This is a genomic window from Bradyrhizobium sp. LB13.1 (assembly GCF_054056815.1).
This window is the reverse complement of record NZ_JBSRYQ010000001.1, coordinates 6840719-6857696: the sequence shown is the minus strand read 5'-3', so window position 1 is coordinate 6857696 and position 16978 is coordinate 6840719. Positions and strand designations below refer to the sequence as shown.

Below are 16978 nucleotides of genomic sequence, written 5' to 3'. Positions count from 1 at the left end.
AGACCCTTGCAAAAGAGAAACGCGACCGTGGCCGTGATCGGCGCCGGTGATTATATCGGCAGCGAGATTGCAAAGAAGTTCGCCTCCGAGGGCTTTACGGTGTTTGCGGGACGCCGCGACGGCGCCAAGCTCGAACCGCTGGTCAAGGAGGTCGAGAAGGCCGGCGGCGAAATTCACGCGCGCGCGCTCGATGCGCGCAAGGAAGACGAGATCATCTCCTTCCTCGGCGATGCCGACAAGCATGCGCCGCTCGAGGTTTGCATCTTCAACATCGGCGCCAACGTCAATTTTCCGATTCTGGACACGACCGAGCGGGTGTTCCGCAAGGTGTGGGAAATGGCTTGCTACTCCGGCTTCCTCGCCGGCCGTGAGGCCGCGCGCCTGATGCTGCCGCGCGGTCAGGGCAATATCTTCTTCACCGGTGCGACGGCGAGTTTACGCGGCGGAAGCGGCTATGCGGCCTTCGCCAGCGCCAAGTTCGGCCTGCGGGCGGTCGCGCAAGCCGCGGCGCGCGAATTGGGCCCGAAGAACATTCACGTTGCGCATCTGATCATCGATTCCGGCGTCGACACGGAATGGGTACGGCAGCGGCGGATCGAGGCGCTTGGTCCGAACGCACTGGATGATCCCGACCTCCTGATGCCGCCATCGTCGGTCGCCGAATCCTACTGGCTGCTCTATCAGCAGCCCAGGAGCGCCTGGACCTTCGAGCTGGAGATTCGTCCCTTCGGCGAGAAGTGGTAGCGGGAGCTTTCACGATGGAGCTCAATCTTTCCCGTGAGGACGCTGCGTTTCGTGACGAGCTGCGCGCTTTCATTGCGGAGAACTATCCGCAGGAAATGCGCGTTCCAAACCCCGAGACCGATTTGACCAAGGAGCAATCGCTGCTTTGGCACCGGATACTCAACAGGAAGGGCTGGATCGCTCCGCTGTGGCCAAAGGAATATGGCGGCCCGGGCTGGTCGGTCACGCAGCGCTTCATCTTCGAGCAGGAGACGTCACGGGCCGGGACGCTGCCGCCGCTCGCGTTCAGCGTCACCATGGTCGGTCCGGTCATCTACACTTTCGGCAACGACGCGCAGAAGAAGAAGTATCTGCCGCGAATCCTCTCCGGCGAGGATTGGTGGTGCCAGGGCTATTCGGAGCCCGGCTCAGGGTCCGACCTGGCATCAGTCCGCACCAAGGCGGTGCGCGACGGCGACCACTATGTCGTCAACGGCCACAAGACCTGGACGACGCTGGCCCAACATGCCGACTGGATCTTCTGCCTGGTGCGGACGGATCCGTCGGCAAAACCCCAAGCCGGCATTTCCTTCCTGTTGATCGACATGAAATCGCCCGGGGTTACCGTGCGGCCGATCATCACGATCGACGGATCGCACGAAGTCAATGATGTCTTCCTGGAGGACGTGCGCGTCCCCGCGGAGAATCTGATCGGCGAAGAGAACACGGGTTGGACCTACGCGAAATTTCTGCTCGGGAACGAGCGTACGAGCATGGCCGGGATCGGCCGGTCGACCCGTCATCTCGCGCGTCTCAAGCAGATCGTGCGAACCGAGGTCGGTGAGGGCGATCCGGCGTTCGGAGAGTTCATCAGGGAGATCGCGCGCGTCGAGCTCGATGTGCTCGCACTGGAGGCGACGGAGCTGCGCATCGTTGCCCAGATGTCGCGCGGCATCGATCCGGGTCCGGCTGCATCGTTGTTCAAGATCAGGGGCACGGAGATATTCCAGCGCATTACGGACCTGACCCATCAGGCGATCGGCAATTACGGGCTGGCCATCCGCGAGCACCCGGTAACCGCCAACCGGTTCATGCCGGGACCGGACTATGGACACACGGCAACCGAGAAATATTTGAACTCCCGAAAGCTGAGCATTTACGGGGGATCGAATGAAATCCAGCGCAACATCATCGCGAAAGCGGTGCTCGGTCTCTGACGACATCGCACGAGGCATCTCATGGACATCCAGTTGACGGAAGAGCAGGAGTTGCTCCGTTCGAGCATCCAACGCTTTCTGCGCGAGCAATACGACTTCGACGAGCGCCGCAAGATCGTCTCGACCGATGAGGGCTGGAGCCGCAGGCACTGGAAAGCCTTCGCCGAGCTTGGACTCTGCGCGGCGCCGTTCCAGGAGAGCTCCGGCGGCCTGGGGGGCGGCTCGCTGGCAACCATGATCGTGATGCAGGAGTTTGGCCGCAACCTCGTCGTCGAACCGTATTTCGAGACGGTGGTTCTCGCAGGCGGCCTGATCGAGGAGGTCGCCTCGCCGGAACAGCGTGAGGCATTGCTGCCGAGGATCATGGAGGGTGAGGCGATATGGGCGCTGGCCTGGGCGGAAGGGCGATCGCGCTATGATTTCAACAACGTCACCACGACAGCCCGGCGCCAGGGTGGAAGCTTTGTCCTGAGTGGGTCAAAGGCCGCGGTGGTCGGTGCGCCGTGGGCCGACAAGTTGATCGTATCGGCGCGGACGTCCGGTGGTCCTCACGATCGGGACGGCGTGAGCCTGTTTGTCGTCGATAGCCGTTCGGCCAATCTCCATTTGCAGAGCTTCAAGACCATCGATGGACGGCGCGCTGCCGAACTGACGCTGATGAACGTCGAGGTGCCCGCCGGCCAGCTGCTCGGCCGCGAAGGCGAAGGCGTTGCGGCCCTCGAGGCCTGCCGCGAGCGCGCCATTGCGGCGCTCTGCGCCGAGGCGGTCGGAGCGATGTCCGTGCTGAATTCCGCGACGCTCGAATACAGCAAAACCCGCAAGCAGTTCGGGGTAGCGCTAGGGACCTTTCAGGTGTTGCAGCACCGCATGGTCGACATGTTCATCGCGCTCGAAGAGGCCATCTCGCTCACCCAGCATCTGAACCTCAGCCTCGCCGCTCAGGAGCCGAATGAATCGAAACTGGCGTCTGGCACCAAATCCAAGGTCGGCTACGCAGCGCGCTTCGTCGCAGAGCAGGCGGTGCAACTGCATGGCGGCATGGGCATGAGCGACGAACTGAACGTCGGCCATTACTTCAAGCGAATAAGCTCCATCAACATTCAGTTCGGAGACCCCTCCTATCATCTGATGCGGTACGCGCAGCAGAGCTGAATCTCCATTCAACGCAGCAACTCGCCTGCCGTACCCCAACCCGAGGTAAAAATGACCGAAGCCGTGATCGTCTCGACCGCGCGTACTCCCATTGGCAAGGCTTACAAGGGCGCGCTCAATCACACCGAAGGCGCGACGCTGCTCGGGCATGCCATCTCCTCGGCACTGTCGCGCGCGAAGGTCGAGGGCGCGGAGGTTGAGGATGTCGTGATGGGCTGCGCCATGCAACAGGGCACCACGGGGACCAACATCGCGCGCAAGGCGCTGCTGCGTGCTGGACTTCCGGTGAGCGTGGCCGGAACGACGATCGATCGCCAGTGTGCGTCGGGGCTTCAGGCGATTGCGCTGGCTGCGCGTTCGGTCATTTTCGACGGCGTTGAGGTCGCCATCGGCGGCGGCGGCGAATCCATCAGCCTGGTCCAGAACAACCAATACAACAGCTTTCATGCCGTCGATCCGGAGCTGCTCGCGATGAAGGGAGACGCCTACATCGCGATGCTGGACACCGCCGAGGTCGTGGCGAAACGCTACCATATCTCGCGTGAACGCCAGGATGAGTACAGCCTGGAGAGTCAGCGCCGGACGGCAGCTGCGCAGCAGGCCGGCCGGTTCACAGACGAACTCGCACCGATCAAGACGACCATGGCGGTCACGGACAAGGCGAGTGGCGCTGTGTCCTATCAGCAGGTGACGCTGTCGGCTGACGAGGGGCCGCGTCCCGATACGACGGCCGAAGCTCTCGCAGGCGTCAAGCCGGCCAAGGGGCCGGGCTTCACGGTCACCGGCGGCAATGCCAGTCAGCTTTCCGACGGTGCCAGTGCCGCTGTCATCATGAGCGACAAGCTGGCGGCGGAGAAGGGGCTGAAGCCGCTCGGTATCTTCCGCGGCTTTGTCTCGGCCGGCTGTGAACCGGACGAGATGGGCGTTGGTCCGGTCTATGCCGTGCCCAGACTGCTCAAGCGACACGGACTTAGGGTCGATGACATCGATCTCTGGGAACTGAACGAGGCATTCGCGGTGCAGGTGATCCATTGTCGCGACAAGCTCGGGATCGATCCGGAAAAGCTCAACGTCAACGGCGGCTCGATCGCAGTCGGCCATCCCTACGGCATGACCGGGGCGCGGCTGACCGGCCACGCCCTGATCGAGGGCCGCCGGCGCAAGGCCAAATACGCTGTCGTCACCATGTGCGTGGGGGGCGGCATGGGCGCAGCAGGGCTGCTCGAAATCATTCATTAGACAACTCGCCGGAACCGGACGTCCATCAACATACTGGAGGCATTTGTGAAGACAGCAATCACCGAAATGTTCGGCATCGAACATCCGATCATTCAGGGTGGAATGCACTATGTGGGGTTCGCCGAACTTGCGGCCGCTGTGTCGAATGCCGGCGGGCTCGGGGTCATCACCGGCCTGACGCAACGGACACCGGAACTTTTGGCCAAGGAGATCGCGCGCTGCCGCGACATGACGGACAAGCCGTTCGGCGTGAACCTGACCTTTCTGCCGACCTTCACCGCGCCGCCCTATCCGGAATACATCGCTGCCATCAGGGAGGGCGGCGTCAAGATCGTCGAAACTGCTGGGCGCAGCCCCGAACAGTATATGCCCGCCCTGAAGGCAGTCGGCATCAAGGTGATCCACAAATGTACGTCTGTGCGGCACTCGCTCAAGGCCGAGCAGATCGGTTGCGATGCGGTCAGCGTCGACGGTTTCGAATGTGGCGGCCATCCCGGCGAAGACGACATGCCCAATATGATCCTGTTGCCGCGTGCGGCCGAAGAGCTGAAAATACCCTTCGTTGCCTCGGGCGGCATGGCCGACGCGCGCAGCTTGGTTGCGGCACTCGCAATGGGCGCCGCCGGCGTGAACATGGGCACGCGCTTTATCGCCACCAAGGAAGCGCCGGTGCATGAGAACGTCAAGAATGCGTTGGTCAAGGCATCAGAGCTGGACACCCGGCTGGTCATGCGTGCGCTCCGGAATACGGAGCGAGTCTTGAACAACAAGGGTGTCGAGCAGTTGCTCGAGATCGAGCGCGCGAAGGGCAAGGGCCTCAAGATCGACGATATCCACGACCAGGTGGGGGGCGTTTATCCCAAGGTGATGATCGACGGCGATATGGACGCGGGCGCCTGGAGCTGCGGCATGGTCGTTGGACTCATTCGCGACATTCCGACCGTGAAGGAGCTGATCGATCGCATCATGGCGGACGCCGAGCGACTGATCAGGGACCGACTTACAGGATTCCTCGATTCCGACAGCAAGGCAGCCCTGAAGGTCGCGTGAAGGCACGCCGGGAGCGGCGAATGGCCGAAGAGAATAGCGGTTGTTAGGAGGCAAGGAATACTTGCCATCAATGGCCCGCTGGCAAGAGTTCAGAATGAATTGGCGAAGCGGTGCTCTGGAAGTCCCTGTGCGATGCCATGAATGGCAAGAACATGACCCGCTTGGGGTTCAAGGCTCGATTGCTCGCGATCCAGAAACTTCCTCGCCGTCGTAACGAACAATGTCTTCAGATCAGGTCCGCCGAAGCACAAGCAGGTCGGATTGGTCGCCGGCACCGGAATAACGGTGTCGATCCGGCCATCCGGCCGGTAGCGTATCACCCGGCCGCCGGAGAAGAATGCGGTCCACAGCCCGCCGGCAACGTCGATGCACGCGCCGTCAGGCCTCTCCCCGGAGGCGCTGTAGTCTGCGAACAGTCGTCTGTTGCGGATCGCGCCGTCATCGAGATCGAAGTCGAACTGCCAGGTGCGGTATCGCCTCGTTTCCGTGAAATAGAGCGTGCGATTGTCGGGTGAGAACGCAATTCCATTCGTGACGATGACATCGCCGAACATGTGCGCCGTCCGCCCGTCCGCGTCCACACGATACAGCGACCCGTTCGGCCGATGCAGCTGGTTGTCCATGGTGCCGATCCATAGTCGGCCCCGCGCGTCGACGCGCCCGTCGTTGAGGCGGTTGTCGGGACCGCTTTCGACCTCACAGAGCTGACTTGGAGGACCGTCGCCGGACGACCGGCGATAAAGGCGCAGATCCTGCGCGAGCAGGTGGGAGCCATCTGCCGTCAGAGCCTGACTGCCGAGGAAGTTGCACGCGTACGGAAAGACCTGATGAGCGCCGGTTGCCGGATCGAAGGATTGATGCAACTGCCGGTCGATGTCGACCCACCACAGCTTGCGGGAACGGTCGCACCACAACGGCGTCTCGCCGAGAATGTCGGCCGCGGCTACTGCGGTCTCGACCCGATGCGCGGGGATCAGGTCGGCGGTCATCCCGATATCCGATTCCAGCCACGAGCGCTGTCTCCGAAAGCCTCGTATCCGTCCGTGGTGACAACGATCGTATCCTCCAGCTTGATGAAGCCGCGCGCGTGGGGCAGCGTGGTTTCAATCGAGATGACCATGCCGGCTTCAAGCGGTTCGTTGGCGTCGTCGGCGGGATAAGGGATAGGGCCGCTCGACGTCAGACGCGGCGCTTCGTGGCTGACGATCCCCATTCCATGGGCGACGAAATGCATTTGCTTGCTGTAAGCGGACCGCGCGAGCGCTTCGTTGGCCGCGGTGTAAATGCCGCTGCCGGAGAGGCCGGCGCGGATCGGCATTCGGGCTGCCTGCTGGATCAGGTCGATCTCGCCGAGTAGATCGAGAAGCTCGCCGTCGGGAGTCCCGTGTACGGCCATCCGGCAGAGGTCGCCGATGTAGCCGCGGTAGTTGCCGCCCGAATCCAGTGAGACGACGTCGCCCGGTTCGAGACGCTGTTCGGATGGAGCCCGGTTGAGGCTCGTTCCCAATGTCACCAGCGCATATTCGAAAATCATGTCCCGGGACAGCTCGGCCTGCCGCAAATGATCGATGATCTCGCGCTTGCTCTGCCCGGGGCGGGTCTGGTTGACCGTAGTCATCATGGAGGCGACGACCCGCTCGGAGGCTTCGCGGAGGACGTCCAGCTCGGCCGCCGTCTTGACGGCGCGCAGCTTCTCAAGCGGGCGCATCGCCTCGACGAACTGGCAATGGCCGAACTCCCTGCGCAGCACGTCCGCCGCATCGGCCGGCAGAAATGAGCCCTCGATTCCGACACGGAGCGCAGATGGCGCGACGGACTTCAGCTGCTTGACGGCGAGTGCCATCGCCTCGACCGTGGTCGACGATCCGAACACGATCGCCGGCATCCAGTAGCCGTCGCTCGTCCGGTTCTGGACGCTGTCGCGCTCGTTCCGGTTGGCGATATAGGCCGACTTCTCCAGCGCGCCCTTCACATAGACGAAAATGGGCAGGTACCGGCTGATGCCGATCGCCTCCATATAGTCGAACTGGAAGTGATAGTAGCCGCCAAGAAGGTATTGGATGTTGTGCTTGGAGGTGACGATCAGCACGTCGATGCCGGCATCGTCGAGCAGGCGGTCGAGTCTGGCCGTGGAGAAGGGAACGCCGCAACGCATGTGTTTCTCGCTGCTCGACAATTATGCCTGACGCTCCGGCGCCAGGCCGCGGGCGATCAACCCTCGTTCCAGGAGGCGAGGGCATGCGCGACGCAGCCGTTGATGTGCTCGGTGAGCACGGCCCTGGCACTTTTGATGTCGCGCTTGAGGGCGCATTCCAACAGCGCCTTGTGCTGATTGATCGTCTCGGCGCCGCGGTAGCGCAGCGCATAGCGGAAATATTTGTCGAACACGACCGCGTGGGTCTGCATCAGCTCGCGCGAACCGCAACTCGAAATGAGCGCCTGGTGGAATTCGCCGTCGTAGCGTTTGCGCAGCTCAGGATCGTCGCCTTCGCTGAGGACGGTGCGTTCGGTCGCCGCCAGCTTGTGATGCGCTGACACCACCCGGCCTTCCCACTCCACGTCGCCGGCCCGGAACGACTCGGCCATCGCATGATGTTCCAGCAGGATGCGGAGACCGGCGAGCTCACGCAGGTTCTGGATGGATATCGGCGCCCACCTCGAAGCCGCGCTGACCTTCCGCGACCACGAAGCCCTCGGACGTCAGCCGGTTGAGGATCTCGCGCAGCGTGGAGATGCTGACGCCGTAATCTTCCTTCATGGCGTCGAGCTTGAGCCGCCCGGAGGGCGTCAGCACGCCGAAAATGATGTCGGATCGAATCCGCTGATAACCGCTGTCGCCCGCCGACAAGGGCCTCCCCTCAAGTGACGTCATGCTCTCCGATCCCGCAAACGCGCGCGCAACGCCCTGTGATGGGGCGGCCGAACTATCAATGTTACCAGCAATATAGCAGAACCCCAACGTCGTATGTAATCAAAAATATCAGATGAAATCATCTTTATCATTTGACTGAGAAATATAGTTATGTTTTTTGATTGACCTGAGGGTGCAGAAAATAAATGGCCTAACGCCGCGATCGTGCCCGATTGAACAGGGAGGTAAGAATGAGTTTGTTGGTACGGGCGCTGTCTGCGACGGCGATCTGCGTGGCGCTGACGGTCGGCGCATCAGCTCAGGACATCCAGGAGCGGACGATCAGGTGGGGCCACCTGAACAACACCGATCACCCCGTCAGCTTTGGTGTGCAGAAGTTCGCCGAGATCCTGCTGGCAAAGAGCGGGGGCAAGATGAAGGTCCGCGAGTTCGCGGCTTCACAGCTCGGCAACGAGTTGCAGCAGCAATCCGCGCTGCGCGGCGGCACCCAGGAGATGCTGTCGGCCTCGACGACATCACTCGCCACCGTCATTCCGGAATTCGGTCTTATCGATTTCCCGTTCCTGTTCAACACGACCGAGCAGGCCGATGCTCTCGCGACCGGCAAATTCGGCAAGGCGATGATCGATACGCTGCCGTCGAAGGGGCTGATCGGCCTCGGATATTGGGGCCTGGGCTTCCGCAACGTCACGAATAGCACCCGCCCGATCACCAAGCTTGAGGACTTCAGCGGCCTTAAGCTTCGTGTGATTCCGAACCCGGTCTATCTCGAAAGCTTCAGTGCCTTTAAGGCCAATCCGGTCCCGATGGCCTTCGGTGAGCTGTATTCGGCGCTGGAGACCCGCACCGTCGACGGCCAGGAGAATCCCTACACGGTCATTCTCTCGAACAAATTCTACGAAGTGCAGAAATACGTTTCCGCCACAAATCACACCTTCACCCTGAACATCATTCTGGTGAGCAAGGCCTTCTGGGACAAGCTGTCGCCGACCGAGCAGGGGCTGATGCGCGAAGCCTATGAAGAAAGCCGCGGCTACCAGAAGGAGCAGACGCGCCTTCAGACTGAAAAGGCTCTGACGGAGCTGCAGGCCAAGGGTATGCAGTACAACGCGATCGCTCCCGAAGAAACGGAGCGCATGCGGAAGGCAGCGCAACCGGTCGCGGACAAGACTTCAGCCAATCTTCCTCCCGAGACGGTGAAGCTCTTCAACGAAGAGGTCGAGCGCATCCGCAAGAACGTGAAGTAGTCGACTTCTTTCATCACGCACGCGGCGGAGCCGGCCAGTGGCCGGCTCACACCCTCATTTGCCCGGACGTCACGCATGGCGCGAGTTCTCGACCTCTATTGCACGTTCCTGAAAGCCGTCATTGCCGCCTGTCTCGCGGTGATGGTGGTCCTGGTCTTCGGCAATGTCGTCCTGCGTTACGGCTTCAACTCCGGAATCGCGATTTCCGAAGAGTTGTCGCGCTGGCTGCTGGTCTGGTTGACCTTTCTCGGCGCAATCGTCGCGCTTCGCGAGCACGCCCATCTCGGCGTCGACACCCTCGTCCGGATGCTGCCGGCCTCCGGCAAGCGCATCTGCTTCGTCATCAACTATTGCCTGATGCTGTTTGCCGACTGGCTGCTGCTTTCGGGAAGCTGGCGCCAGACCATCATCAACATCGACGACCGTGCGCCGGCCACCGGTTTTTCCATCGGGATATTCTATGCCGTCGGCGTGGTCTTTGGCGTGTCAGCCGCAATTATCCTTCTCTACGACCTGTACCGGGTGATCAGCGGGCAGGCGAGCGAGGAAGACATGGTGGCTGTGAGGGAATCGGAGGAGCAATGATGTCCTCCACCGCCATCACGCCTGTTCATTTCCTTCGCGTCACCTGGATCACGCCATGACGATCGCCGTCTTTACGTTCTCGCTGCTCGGCGCCATGGCGCTGGGCATGCCGATCGCCTTTGCGCTCCTCATCTGCGGCGTCGCCCTGATGAGCACGATCGACATGTTCGACGCGCAGATCGTGGCGCAGAACGTCATCAACGGCGCGGACAGCTTTCCGCTGATGGCCATTCCCTTCTTCATGCTCGCCGGCGAGATCATGAACAAGGGAGGGCTGGCCAAGCGCATCGTCAATGTCGCCCTTGTTGCGGTCGGGCATTTCCGGGGCGGTTTGGGCTACGTAACGATCATGGCGGCCTGTATCCTGTCGTCTCTGTCGGGATCCGCAGCGGCCGATGCTGCCGCGCTCGCGGCGCTGCTGGTGCCGATGATGGTGGCCGCGGGACACAAGAAGTCCTACGCGGCTGGTCTCGTGGCCGCCGGTGGCGTCATCGGCCCCGTCATTCCGCCCAGCATCGGTTTCGTCATCTTCGGCGTCGCCGCCAACGTGTCGATCTCCAAGCTGTTTCTCGCCGGCATCGTTCCCGGCCTCCTGCTTGGATTGGGCCTCTGCCTCGCCTGGTACTGGGTGGTGCGCAAGGAGAACCTGTCGCCGCCGCCGAGGGCCTCGCTCCGCGAAATTCTGCACGCCGTCACCGACGGGTTCTGGGCGCTCATGCTGCCCGGGATCATCATCGTGGGCTTGCGCTTCGGCATCTTCACGCCGACCGAGGCCGGCGTCGTCGTCGCCGTCTATTCGCTGTTCATTGCGACCTGCATCTATCGCGAGCTGAAATGGTCGGAGATCTACGCGGTCCTGGTGTCGTCTGCCGTGACGACGAGCGTCGTCATGTTCCTCGTCGCCGCAGCGCTGGTGTCGTCCTGGCTCATCACGGTGTCCGAAATCTCCGCTCAGGTCGTCGATCTCCTGAAGCCCTTCATGGGGAACAACACGCTCCTGATGCTGGCGATCATGGTGATCGTGGTGGTCGTGGGAACGGCGCTCGACATGACGCCGACGATCCTCATCCTCACGCCGATCCTGATGCCGGTCATCAAGGCGGCGCATATCGACCCCATCTATTTCGGCGTACTCTTCATCATCAACAATTCCATAGGCCTGATCACGCCACCGGTCGGCATCGTGCTTAACGTCGTCTGTGGCGTCTCCAAGATCAGCATGGAGGATATCATCAAGGGTGTCTGGCCCTTCATGATCGCGCAACTGATCGTCCTGTTCGCGATGGTGCTATTCCCGGGATTGGTGACGATCCCGGCAAAATGGTTTGGCGGCTAGTCGCTTAGCTTCTACAAAGGACAAGAGGGACAAAAATGGCCGCTAAAATCATGATCCTCAACGGACCCAATCTCAATTTCCTCGGCATCCGCGAGCCGCACATTTATGGCGCGACGACGCTTAGGGAGATCGAGGCGAGCTGCCAGGCGCTGGCCGATCAGCTTGGAGTTTCGATGTCGTTCTATCAATCGAACATGGAGGGCGAGCTCGTCAGCCTGATCCAGTCCGCCCATGGCGACGCGGACGCAATCATCATGAATCCCGCGGCCTATTCGTTCACCTCGATCGCGCTGATCGATGCGCTGAAGATTTTCGAGGGCGTGAAGATCGAGGTGCACATCTCGAACATTCACGCGCGGGACGAGCTGCACCGCCACTCGATCACCTCGAGTGCCTGCACGGCGGTCATTTGCGGCCTGGGTCCTTACGGCTATCTTGCCGCGATTCTGGCTGCCGTCCAACGGCTTGGGCAATTGCCTCAGACCATCGCGCCGGCTCTGCACGGGCTTGCGGCCGGCGGCAAAGCGTAGGCAAGGAGGGCGGGATGCGCGGAAGGGGATTTCTTGCCATCTGGAGCGACGTCGAGGCTCACGATCTGATCGATTATCGGCACTGGCTGACGCGTGAGCACACGACCGAGCGCGTGACGACGAAGGGTTTCCTGGCATCGCGTGTGTTCCGCGCGGCAAGAGACGACATCAACCGCTTCTTCATTCTGTATGAGCTGGAAACACCGGAGGTGCTCGACGGCGAAGCCTATCTGGCGCGTCTCAACGCACCGACGCCGTGGTCACAGCGCATCATGCCGAAGCTCGGCAATTTCATGCGAGGCGGGGGTGTCATGGTCGCGCGGGAAGGGCGGGGCGAGGGCGCGTCGATCGCGGCGCTCCGGATCGAGACGTTGCCGAAAGATCCCCAAAGTCTGGCTCAGGCGCTGGTTGGGTGTGACGGGGTTGCCGCCGTGCAGATCGGCGCGACCGACAAGGCGCGGACATCGGTGCCGACTGCCGAAAAGGGCATGCGGAAGAACGAGGGCTTTTTCGCGGGGCTTTTGCTGATCGAGGCACTCGACGTCGCGTCTTTGCAGGCTGCCTTGCGGAAAGTGGCGGACATTGCCCCCGACGTCGTGACCGGGGCGAGCGAGCCGGAAGTTTATCAAAGCATGTTTGCGCTCGACGCCCGTATCGCGGATTTCGGCTGATGGCAGCGTTCTCGCTCGCCGCGCTGACGGTGCTCGAGCTTGCGCCGCCCGAGATGATCGAATTGGCGGCGCACTGCGGCTACGAAAAAGTCGGGCTCAGGCTATTGCCCGCCACGCCTGGCGGTGTTGCCTATCGCCTGATGGACGATGCGCCGCTCCTGCGGGAGACGCTTCGGCGGTTGGAGCTGACGGGGGTGACTGTCGCCGATCTCGAGGTCGTTGCGTTCAGACCGGAAACGGACGTCGCGTCGTTCACGCCCTTCTTCGAGGTGGGCGCGCGCCTCGCCGCCAAACACATCCTCGTCGCAGCCTACGATCCGGATCTGGCGCGGTTTTCGGATCGCTACCAGCAATTTTGTGATGCGGCAGCGAACTATGGCCTGACTTCCGATCTCGAATTCATGCCCTGGACGAGCGTTCCGGACCTGAAGACCGCCATGCGCATCGTCGGCGGCATCGATCGTCCCGGTGCCGGCATTCTGGTCGATGCGCTGCATTTCGATCGGTCGCAGAGTTCGCTTGCGGACCTCCGCGCCATCCCGGCGCAACGCCTTCACTACTGGCAACTATGCGACGGCCCGGCCGAACGCCCGGCGACCACGGAGCAGCTCATCCATGCGGCTCGCGAGGAGCGGATGTTTCCGGGCGAGGGCGGAATAGACCTGATGGGGCTGGCAAGCGCGATGCCGAATGACCTGACCATCAGCATCGAGGTTCCGACCGTTCAACTGGCAAAGAGCGTCGATGCCGCGTCGCGCGCGCGCCGGGCGTTGGCGGCGGGCAGAGCCATCATGGAGCGGGCGCGCAGCCAGCGTTGAGAATTTCGGGACGGGAAGGGGTGTGCGGGATGTCGCAAGCCGATTGCTCCTGGGATGTCGAGACCGATCTCCTGGTCGTCGGAGCGGGTGCCGCCCGGCATGACGACATCGCTGGTGGCGGCCCTTGAAGGGCTCGACGTGGTCCTTTGCGAGAAGTCGGATACGGTTGGCGGCACGACCGCGACTTCCGCCGGCACAGTCTGGATTCCGGGCAATCGGCAGGGACGGCTTGCAGGAACGCCAGACTCGATCGAGGCGGCACGAGTCTATCTCGAAGCATTGCTCGGCGTGCACGCCGCGGACGCGCGCGTGGAGGCATTTCTCCAGGCGGGTCCCGTCATGCTCGACTATCTCGAGCAGAAGACGAGCGTCGTGTTTGCGGCGCCGCTGGTACACCCCGACTACAAGAATCTTCCCGGTGCAGCGATCGGCGGTCGTGCGCTCGGCGCCGTTGCGTTCGACGGCCGCAAGCTTGGCAAAGACTTCGATCGCGTCAGACCTCCGCGGCGAGAGTTCATGGTCCTCGGCGGCATGATGGTGGGAAAGGCGGACATCCCGGCGCTGTTGGCGCCGCTCCGGAACTGGACGAACTTCAGGCATGTCGTTGGTCTTGTCGGCCGGCACTTGCTCGATCGGCTTCGCTACAGGCGCGGAACGCGTCTGATCATGGGTAACGCTCTCGTCGCGAGGCTGTTTGACAGCCTCCGTCGTTCCGGCGTCCATCTGCAATACGAGACTGAGCTCAGCGAACTCATCCGCGATGGCGACGCAGTCGTTGGGGCGGTCTTGTCATCACCGGCCGGCGCATTGGCGATACGTGCCCGCAAAGGCGTTGTGTTGGCAACGGGGGGCATCGGCTGGAGCCGCGAACTTCGCGAAAGGTTTTTTCCGGAGGGCGCGCGCCGATTTTCACTCACGCCTTCGTCCAATACCGGGGACGGCATGCTCGCGGCCGAACGCGTCGACGCAGTCATCGAGCGCGATCTCGACAGCCCCGCTCTGTGGATGCCAAGCTCGGTCATGACGCAAGCGGACGGCCACGTTTCGGTGTTCCCGCACATCATGCTCGATCGTGCCAAGCCGGGACTGCTTGCCGTGAACAAGTCCGGCCGCCGTTTCGTGAATGAAGCCGACTCTTATCACGACTTCGTGGAAGCGATGTTGCGATCGAACGCGTCTTCCTCGTTGGCGACGCCGGCTTTCCTGATTTGCGATCGCGCCTTTATCGGGGCCTACGGCATTGGTCTCGTTCATCCCGGGACGAAGGATTTGGACAAGTTTCTGAGGGCCAGATATTTGGTGGCGGGCGAGACAATCGAGGCATTGGCCGAAGAAATCGGCGTCGATAGCGGCGCGCTTGCTCAAACCGTTGCGCGATACAATCGCTATGCCGACAGCGGGGTGGACCAGGATTTCGGCCGCGGTTCAAGCGAGTTGAACCGGTTCAATGGTGATCCCTCAGCCAAGCCAAATCCGTGCCTGCGGCAGATCGGTCCCGGGCCATTCTATGCCGTCGCGGTATGGCCGACGGATCTCGCCAGCAGTGCCGGCTTGTGCACGGATTCAACCGCCCGGGTTTTGTCTGGCGATGGGGCGGTCATACCCGGACTCTACGCCGTCGGTACGGATGCATCCTCGATCTTTCGAGGCACTTATCCGGGTCCGGGCACGATGATCGGACCTGCGATGGTATTCGGATGGTGCGCGGCGATGCATGCCGCGGGCGTTTTCGGCCAGGAAGAAGAAAGGTAACTGAAAGCTGCTCGTTCGCTACGACAGCTAGGAACTCTTGCGCACCATCGAGGCTTGAATCCGCGGGCCAGCATTGCCGCCAATTGCTGGTCTGCACGGCCCCGCCTCCAAGCCCCCCATACCCCCCAGGGTGGGGCCGTGCTTCATCGCAGGAGATGCAATGCCTGAGCCGACCGAGCAAGACATCAGAGACCGCGCGCACCGACTGTGGGAGCGAGCAGGCAAGCCGGAGGGCCGCGAGCAAGAATTTTGGCACGCAGCCGAGCAAGAGCTACGCAACGAAGACAAGTCGAACACCATGCGGACGCCGGATACGCTGTGACCGCCATGGGTGCCGTTCTGCTACGGAACAGAGCCTTCTAGAACGACTTGGTTCTAGAAAGACTTGGAGTTCTGAGCAGCACGGGCAGCGAAGCGGGCCCGTTCGCACGACGGTGTTTGCGGTGGACGAGCAGAAAAAGATAGAGCACCAGATCGAACTCGCAACGCGAGCGGCGGCGCTTGTCAAAGACGAAACCACTATCCAGCGTTTCAGGAACTTCGCTGAGGAGCTGAAGCGGAAGCTGCTTCGCATGATGCGGCGCGGTCAGGTGCCAACGCGCGCGTACGAGCTCTGGGAGCAGGCGGGTCGCCCGGCCGATCGCGAAGTGGAATTTTGGCTCGAAGCGGAACAGCAGATCGAACAAGAGCGCGAACAGAGGAAGCTCTCGGGGCCCCCGGAGAAACGGTAGCTGCTGGCGCTGCTGGTGCCCACATCGGCAGCGAGCAAGTCGCTGACTTTGTCCGCATTCCCCTGGACAGAGAAAAAGCCGCCGAGTTCTTCACCCTGGCGGCTTCGGAAGTCCGTAGCTGTTGATTGTCTCCTCAGCCTTGTGCGTACCGCCGTTACCTTGTTTGCGGCCATGCAAGATCATTATAGGCGAAGGCAATCGATTTCACTGTGACTTGAAGCACACATTGCAGAGCTGCCTCTTGCTCCGTCATTCCCTTACGCGCCGGCGGCGATCCCCACGCGCCCGATGCCGGGAAGCTTCACCGCCGGGCGGCGGACGTCGAGGCCGAGCACCGCGCCGAGGAAATTGATCTCGACCCCTTCGACCCAACCGATGGTCATGCCGAGATAGCCCGAGAGCGAGGCGTAGAGGCCGGTGCCGGACGCCGTGACGCCGGCCCAGCGTCCGCTGTAGGGAAAGTCCTTGCCGATCGCGGTCGGCGGCAGCACGGCGCGCAGCTCGGGAACGGCGTCCAGCGCCGCCTGCACGAAGGTGTTGGAATTCGGTCCCGGCCAGGCGCTGTAGTCGCCATAGGTGCGGAACTTGTAATTCTCGATGACGTCGCGGATCTTCGGAATCAGCGCTTCGGCCCGCGCGCCGTCGACCGCGACCACCGTTTCCGGCAGGGCGCCGAACCAGCGGCCGTCGGGCGCAAAGCCGTTGCTGCGAATCGGGTCGCCCCAGGCCGTGTAGTCGTACCGGCTGTAGGTGGCGGCACCCTTCTCCTTGACGACGATCCAGGTGTGGACGGCGAAAATGCTGCGCCAGCGCGCGGTGCGCGCGGCGAACACGCGGATCAGCGCGTCCGGATCGGCGGATGCGGACGGCAGAAGGCCGGCGCTGGAGCGATCCGCCGTCTGCCAATTGCCGCGGCCGTCTCCGCGTAAATAATAGCGGCCGGCCGACACGCCGATCGGCACGAACATCAGCAGCAGGAAGAGAATCAAGACTTTCCTCAAGGGCAAACGGCGGTCAGGCGGGACGATGCCACCAATATAGTTCGCAATGCACGC

Annotated in this window: 17 protein-coding genes and 1 pseudogene; 14 read left to right on the top strand and 4 right to left on the bottom strand. The window is 62.2% G+C overall.

Going from position 1 to position 16978, the window contains the following annotated elements:
* The first annotated feature begins 6 nt into the window (after positions 1–6).
* Genes ACVWYI_RS33130 through ACVWYI_RS33110 form a run of 5 tightly spaced genes read left to right on the top strand, consistent with a single transcriptional unit; the run spans position 7 to position 5381 of the window.
* Complete coding sequence (locus ACVWYI_RS33130; RefSeq protein WP_247348474.1) at positions 7–744, top strand: SDR family oxidoreductase; 738 nt, start codon at positions 7–9, stop codon at positions 742–744.
* Between the two features lie 14 nt (positions 745–758).
* Entirely contained in the window at positions 759–1940 is a 1182-nt protein-coding gene (locus tag ACVWYI_RS33125; RefSeq protein ID WP_247348472.1) for an acyl-CoA dehydrogenase family protein, read from the top strand.
* Between the two features lie 21 nt (positions 1941–1961).
* The gene (locus ACVWYI_RS33120; protein WP_456664218.1) at positions 1962–3092 is read left to right on the top strand and encodes an acyl-CoA dehydrogenase family protein; all 1131 of its coding nucleotides are present in this window, start codon (positions 1962–1964) and stop codon (positions 3090–3092) included.
* Between the two features lie 51 nt (positions 3093–3143).
* Positions 3144–4331 carry an acetyl-CoA C-acyltransferase gene (locus tag ACVWYI_RS33115; protein WP_247348469.1) on the top strand — a complete coding sequence of 396 codons (1188 nt, stop codon included), beginning with the start codon at positions 3144–3146 and terminating at the stop codon, positions 4329–4331.
* Between the two features lie 45 nt (positions 4332–4376).
* The gene (locus tag ACVWYI_RS33110) at positions 4377–5381 is read left to right on the top strand and encodes an NAD(P)H-dependent flavin oxidoreductase (RefSeq protein ID WP_247348467.1); all 1005 of its coding nucleotides are present in this window, start codon (positions 4377–4379) and stop codon (positions 5379–5381) included.
* Between the two features lie 89 nt (positions 5382–5470).
* On the opposite strand, the gene ACVWYI_RS33105 is transcribed toward ACVWYI_RS33110, so the two are convergent.
* The 3 genes and pseudogenes from ACVWYI_RS33105 to ACVWYI_RS33095 all read right to left on the bottom strand — a co-directional run bounded on the left by ACVWYI_RS33105 (position 5471) and on the right by ACVWYI_RS33095 (position 8253).
* A complete protein-coding gene (locus ACVWYI_RS33105) occupies positions 5471–6370 on the bottom strand; it encodes an SMP-30/gluconolactonase/LRE family protein (RefSeq protein ID WP_456664217.1) in 900 nt (299 codons plus the stop codon).
* Positions 6367–7536: a M24 family metallopeptidase gene (locus ACVWYI_RS33100; RefSeq protein WP_456664216.1), complete on the bottom strand. Its 1170-nt coding sequence runs from the start codon at positions 7534–7536 to the stop codon at positions 6367–6369. Before ACVWYI_RS33100 ends, ACVWYI_RS33105 begins: the two co-directional genes overlap by 4 nt.
* Positions 7537–7592: 56 nt before the next feature.
* A pseudogene (locus tag ACVWYI_RS33095) lies at positions 7593–8253 on the bottom strand (GntR family transcriptional regulator).
* A 230-nt stretch (positions 8254–8483) separates the two neighbouring features.
* Between ACVWYI_RS33095 and ACVWYI_RS33090 the strand changes: the two are divergent.
* The 9 genes from ACVWYI_RS33090 to ACVWYI_RS33050 all read left to right on the top strand — a co-directional run bounded on the left by ACVWYI_RS33090 (position 8484) and on the right by ACVWYI_RS33050 (position 15923).
* On the top strand, positions 8484–9500 hold the full coding sequence (locus tag ACVWYI_RS33090) for a TRAP transporter substrate-binding protein (protein ID WP_247348459.1): 1017 nt from the start codon (positions 8484–8486) through the stop codon (positions 9498–9500).
* Between the two features lie 75 nt (positions 9501–9575).
* Positions 9576–10085 carry a TRAP transporter small permease gene (locus ACVWYI_RS33085; protein ID WP_247348456.1) on the top strand — a complete coding sequence of 170 codons (510 nt, stop codon included), beginning with the start codon at positions 9576–9578 and terminating at the stop codon, positions 10083–10085.
* A 55-nt stretch (positions 10086–10140) separates the two neighbouring features.
* Complete coding sequence (locus tag ACVWYI_RS33080) at positions 10141–11421, top strand: TRAP transporter large permease subunit (protein WP_247348454.1); 1281 nt, start codon at positions 10141–10143, stop codon at positions 11419–11421.
* 35 nt (positions 11422–11456) lie between these two features.
* A complete protein-coding gene (locus ACVWYI_RS33075; protein WP_247348452.1) occupies positions 11457–11951 on the top strand; it encodes a type II 3-dehydroquinate dehydratase in 495 nt (164 codons plus the stop codon).
* Between the two features lie 14 nt (positions 11952–11965).
* Entirely contained in the window at positions 11966–12622 is a 657-nt protein-coding gene (locus ACVWYI_RS33070) for a hypothetical protein (RefSeq protein ID WP_247348450.1), read from the top strand.
* A 29-nt stretch (positions 12623–12651) separates the two neighbouring features.
* Positions 12652–13440, top strand: a complete 789-nt coding sequence (locus tag ACVWYI_RS33065; RefSeq protein WP_247348448.1) for a sugar phosphate isomerase/epimerase family protein — start codon at positions 12652–12654, stop codon at positions 13438–13440.
* A 99-nt stretch (positions 13441–13539) separates the two neighbouring features.
* Positions 13540–15192 carry an FAD-binding protein gene (locus tag ACVWYI_RS33060; protein ID WP_456664602.1) on the top strand — a complete coding sequence of 551 codons (1653 nt, stop codon included), beginning with the start codon at positions 13540–13542 and terminating at the stop codon, positions 15190–15192.
* A 160-nt stretch (positions 15193–15352) separates the two neighbouring features.
* Positions 15353–15514, top strand: a complete 162-nt coding sequence (locus ACVWYI_RS33055) for a DUF2934 domain-containing protein (protein WP_247348444.1) — start codon at positions 15353–15355, stop codon at positions 15512–15514.
* A 250-nt stretch (positions 15515–15764) separates the two neighbouring features.
* Positions 15765–15923: a DUF2934 domain-containing protein gene (locus tag ACVWYI_RS33050; protein WP_456664601.1), complete on the top strand. Its 159-nt coding sequence runs from the start codon at positions 15765–15767 to the stop codon at positions 15921–15923.
* A 257-nt stretch (positions 15924–16180) separates the two neighbouring features.
* Here ACVWYI_RS33050 and ACVWYI_RS33045 read toward each other — a convergent pair whose 3' ends face one another.
* The gene (locus ACVWYI_RS33045; RefSeq protein WP_247348442.1) at positions 16181–16912 is read right to left on the bottom strand and encodes a DUF3750 domain-containing protein; all 732 of its coding nucleotides are present in this window, start codon (positions 16910–16912) and stop codon (positions 16181–16183) included.
* Between the last annotated feature and the right edge of the window lie 66 nt (positions 16913–16978).

Coding starts and splice junctions, on each gene's coding strand:
- ACVWYI_RS33125 (WP_247348472.1), top strand. CDS start 759: ATGGAGCTCAATCTTTCCCGTGAGGACGCTGCGTTTCGTGACGAGCTG.
- ACVWYI_RS33120 (WP_456664218.1), top strand. CDS start 1,962: ATGGACATCCAGTTGACGGAAGAGCAGGAGTTGCTCCGTTCGAGCATC.
- ACVWYI_RS33115 (WP_247348469.1), top strand. CDS start 3,144: ATGACCGAAGCCGTGATCGTCTCGACCGCGCGTACTCCCATTGGCAAG.
- ACVWYI_RS33105 (WP_456664217.1), bottom strand. CDS start 6,370: ATGACCGCCGACCTGATCCCCGCGCATCGGGTCGAGACCGCAGTAGCC.
- ACVWYI_RS33100 (WP_456664216.1), bottom strand. CDS start 7,536: ATGCGTTGCGGCGTTCCCTTCTCCACGGCCAGACTCGACCGCCTGCTC.
- ACVWYI_RS33090 (WP_247348459.1), top strand. CDS start 8,484: ATGAGTTTGTTGGTACGGGCGCTGTCTGCGACGGCGATCTGCGTGGCG.
- ACVWYI_RS33085 (WP_247348456.1), top strand. CDS start 9,576: ATGGCGCGAGTTCTCGACCTCTATTGCACGTTCCTGAAAGCCGTCATT.
- ACVWYI_RS33080 (WP_247348454.1), top strand. CDS start 10,141: ATGACGATCGCCGTCTTTACGTTCTCGCTGCTCGGCGCCATGGCGCTG.
- ACVWYI_RS33075 (WP_247348452.1), top strand. CDS start 11,457: ATGGCCGCTAAAATCATGATCCTCAACGGACCCAATCTCAATTTCCTC.
- ACVWYI_RS33070 (WP_247348450.1), top strand. CDS start 11,966: ATGCGCGGAAGGGGATTTCTTGCCATCTGGAGCGACGTCGAGGCTCAC.
- ACVWYI_RS33060 (WP_456664602.1), top strand. CDS start 13,540: ATGACGACATCGCTGGTGGCGGCCCTTGAAGGGCTCGACGTGGTCCTT.
- ACVWYI_RS33055 (WP_247348444.1), top strand. CDS start 15,353: ATGCCTGAGCCGACCGAGCAAGACATCAGAGACCGCGCGCACCGACTG.
- ACVWYI_RS33050 (WP_456664601.1), top strand. CDS start 15,765: ATGATGCGGCGCGGTCAGGTGCCAACGCGCGCGTACGAGCTCTGGGAG.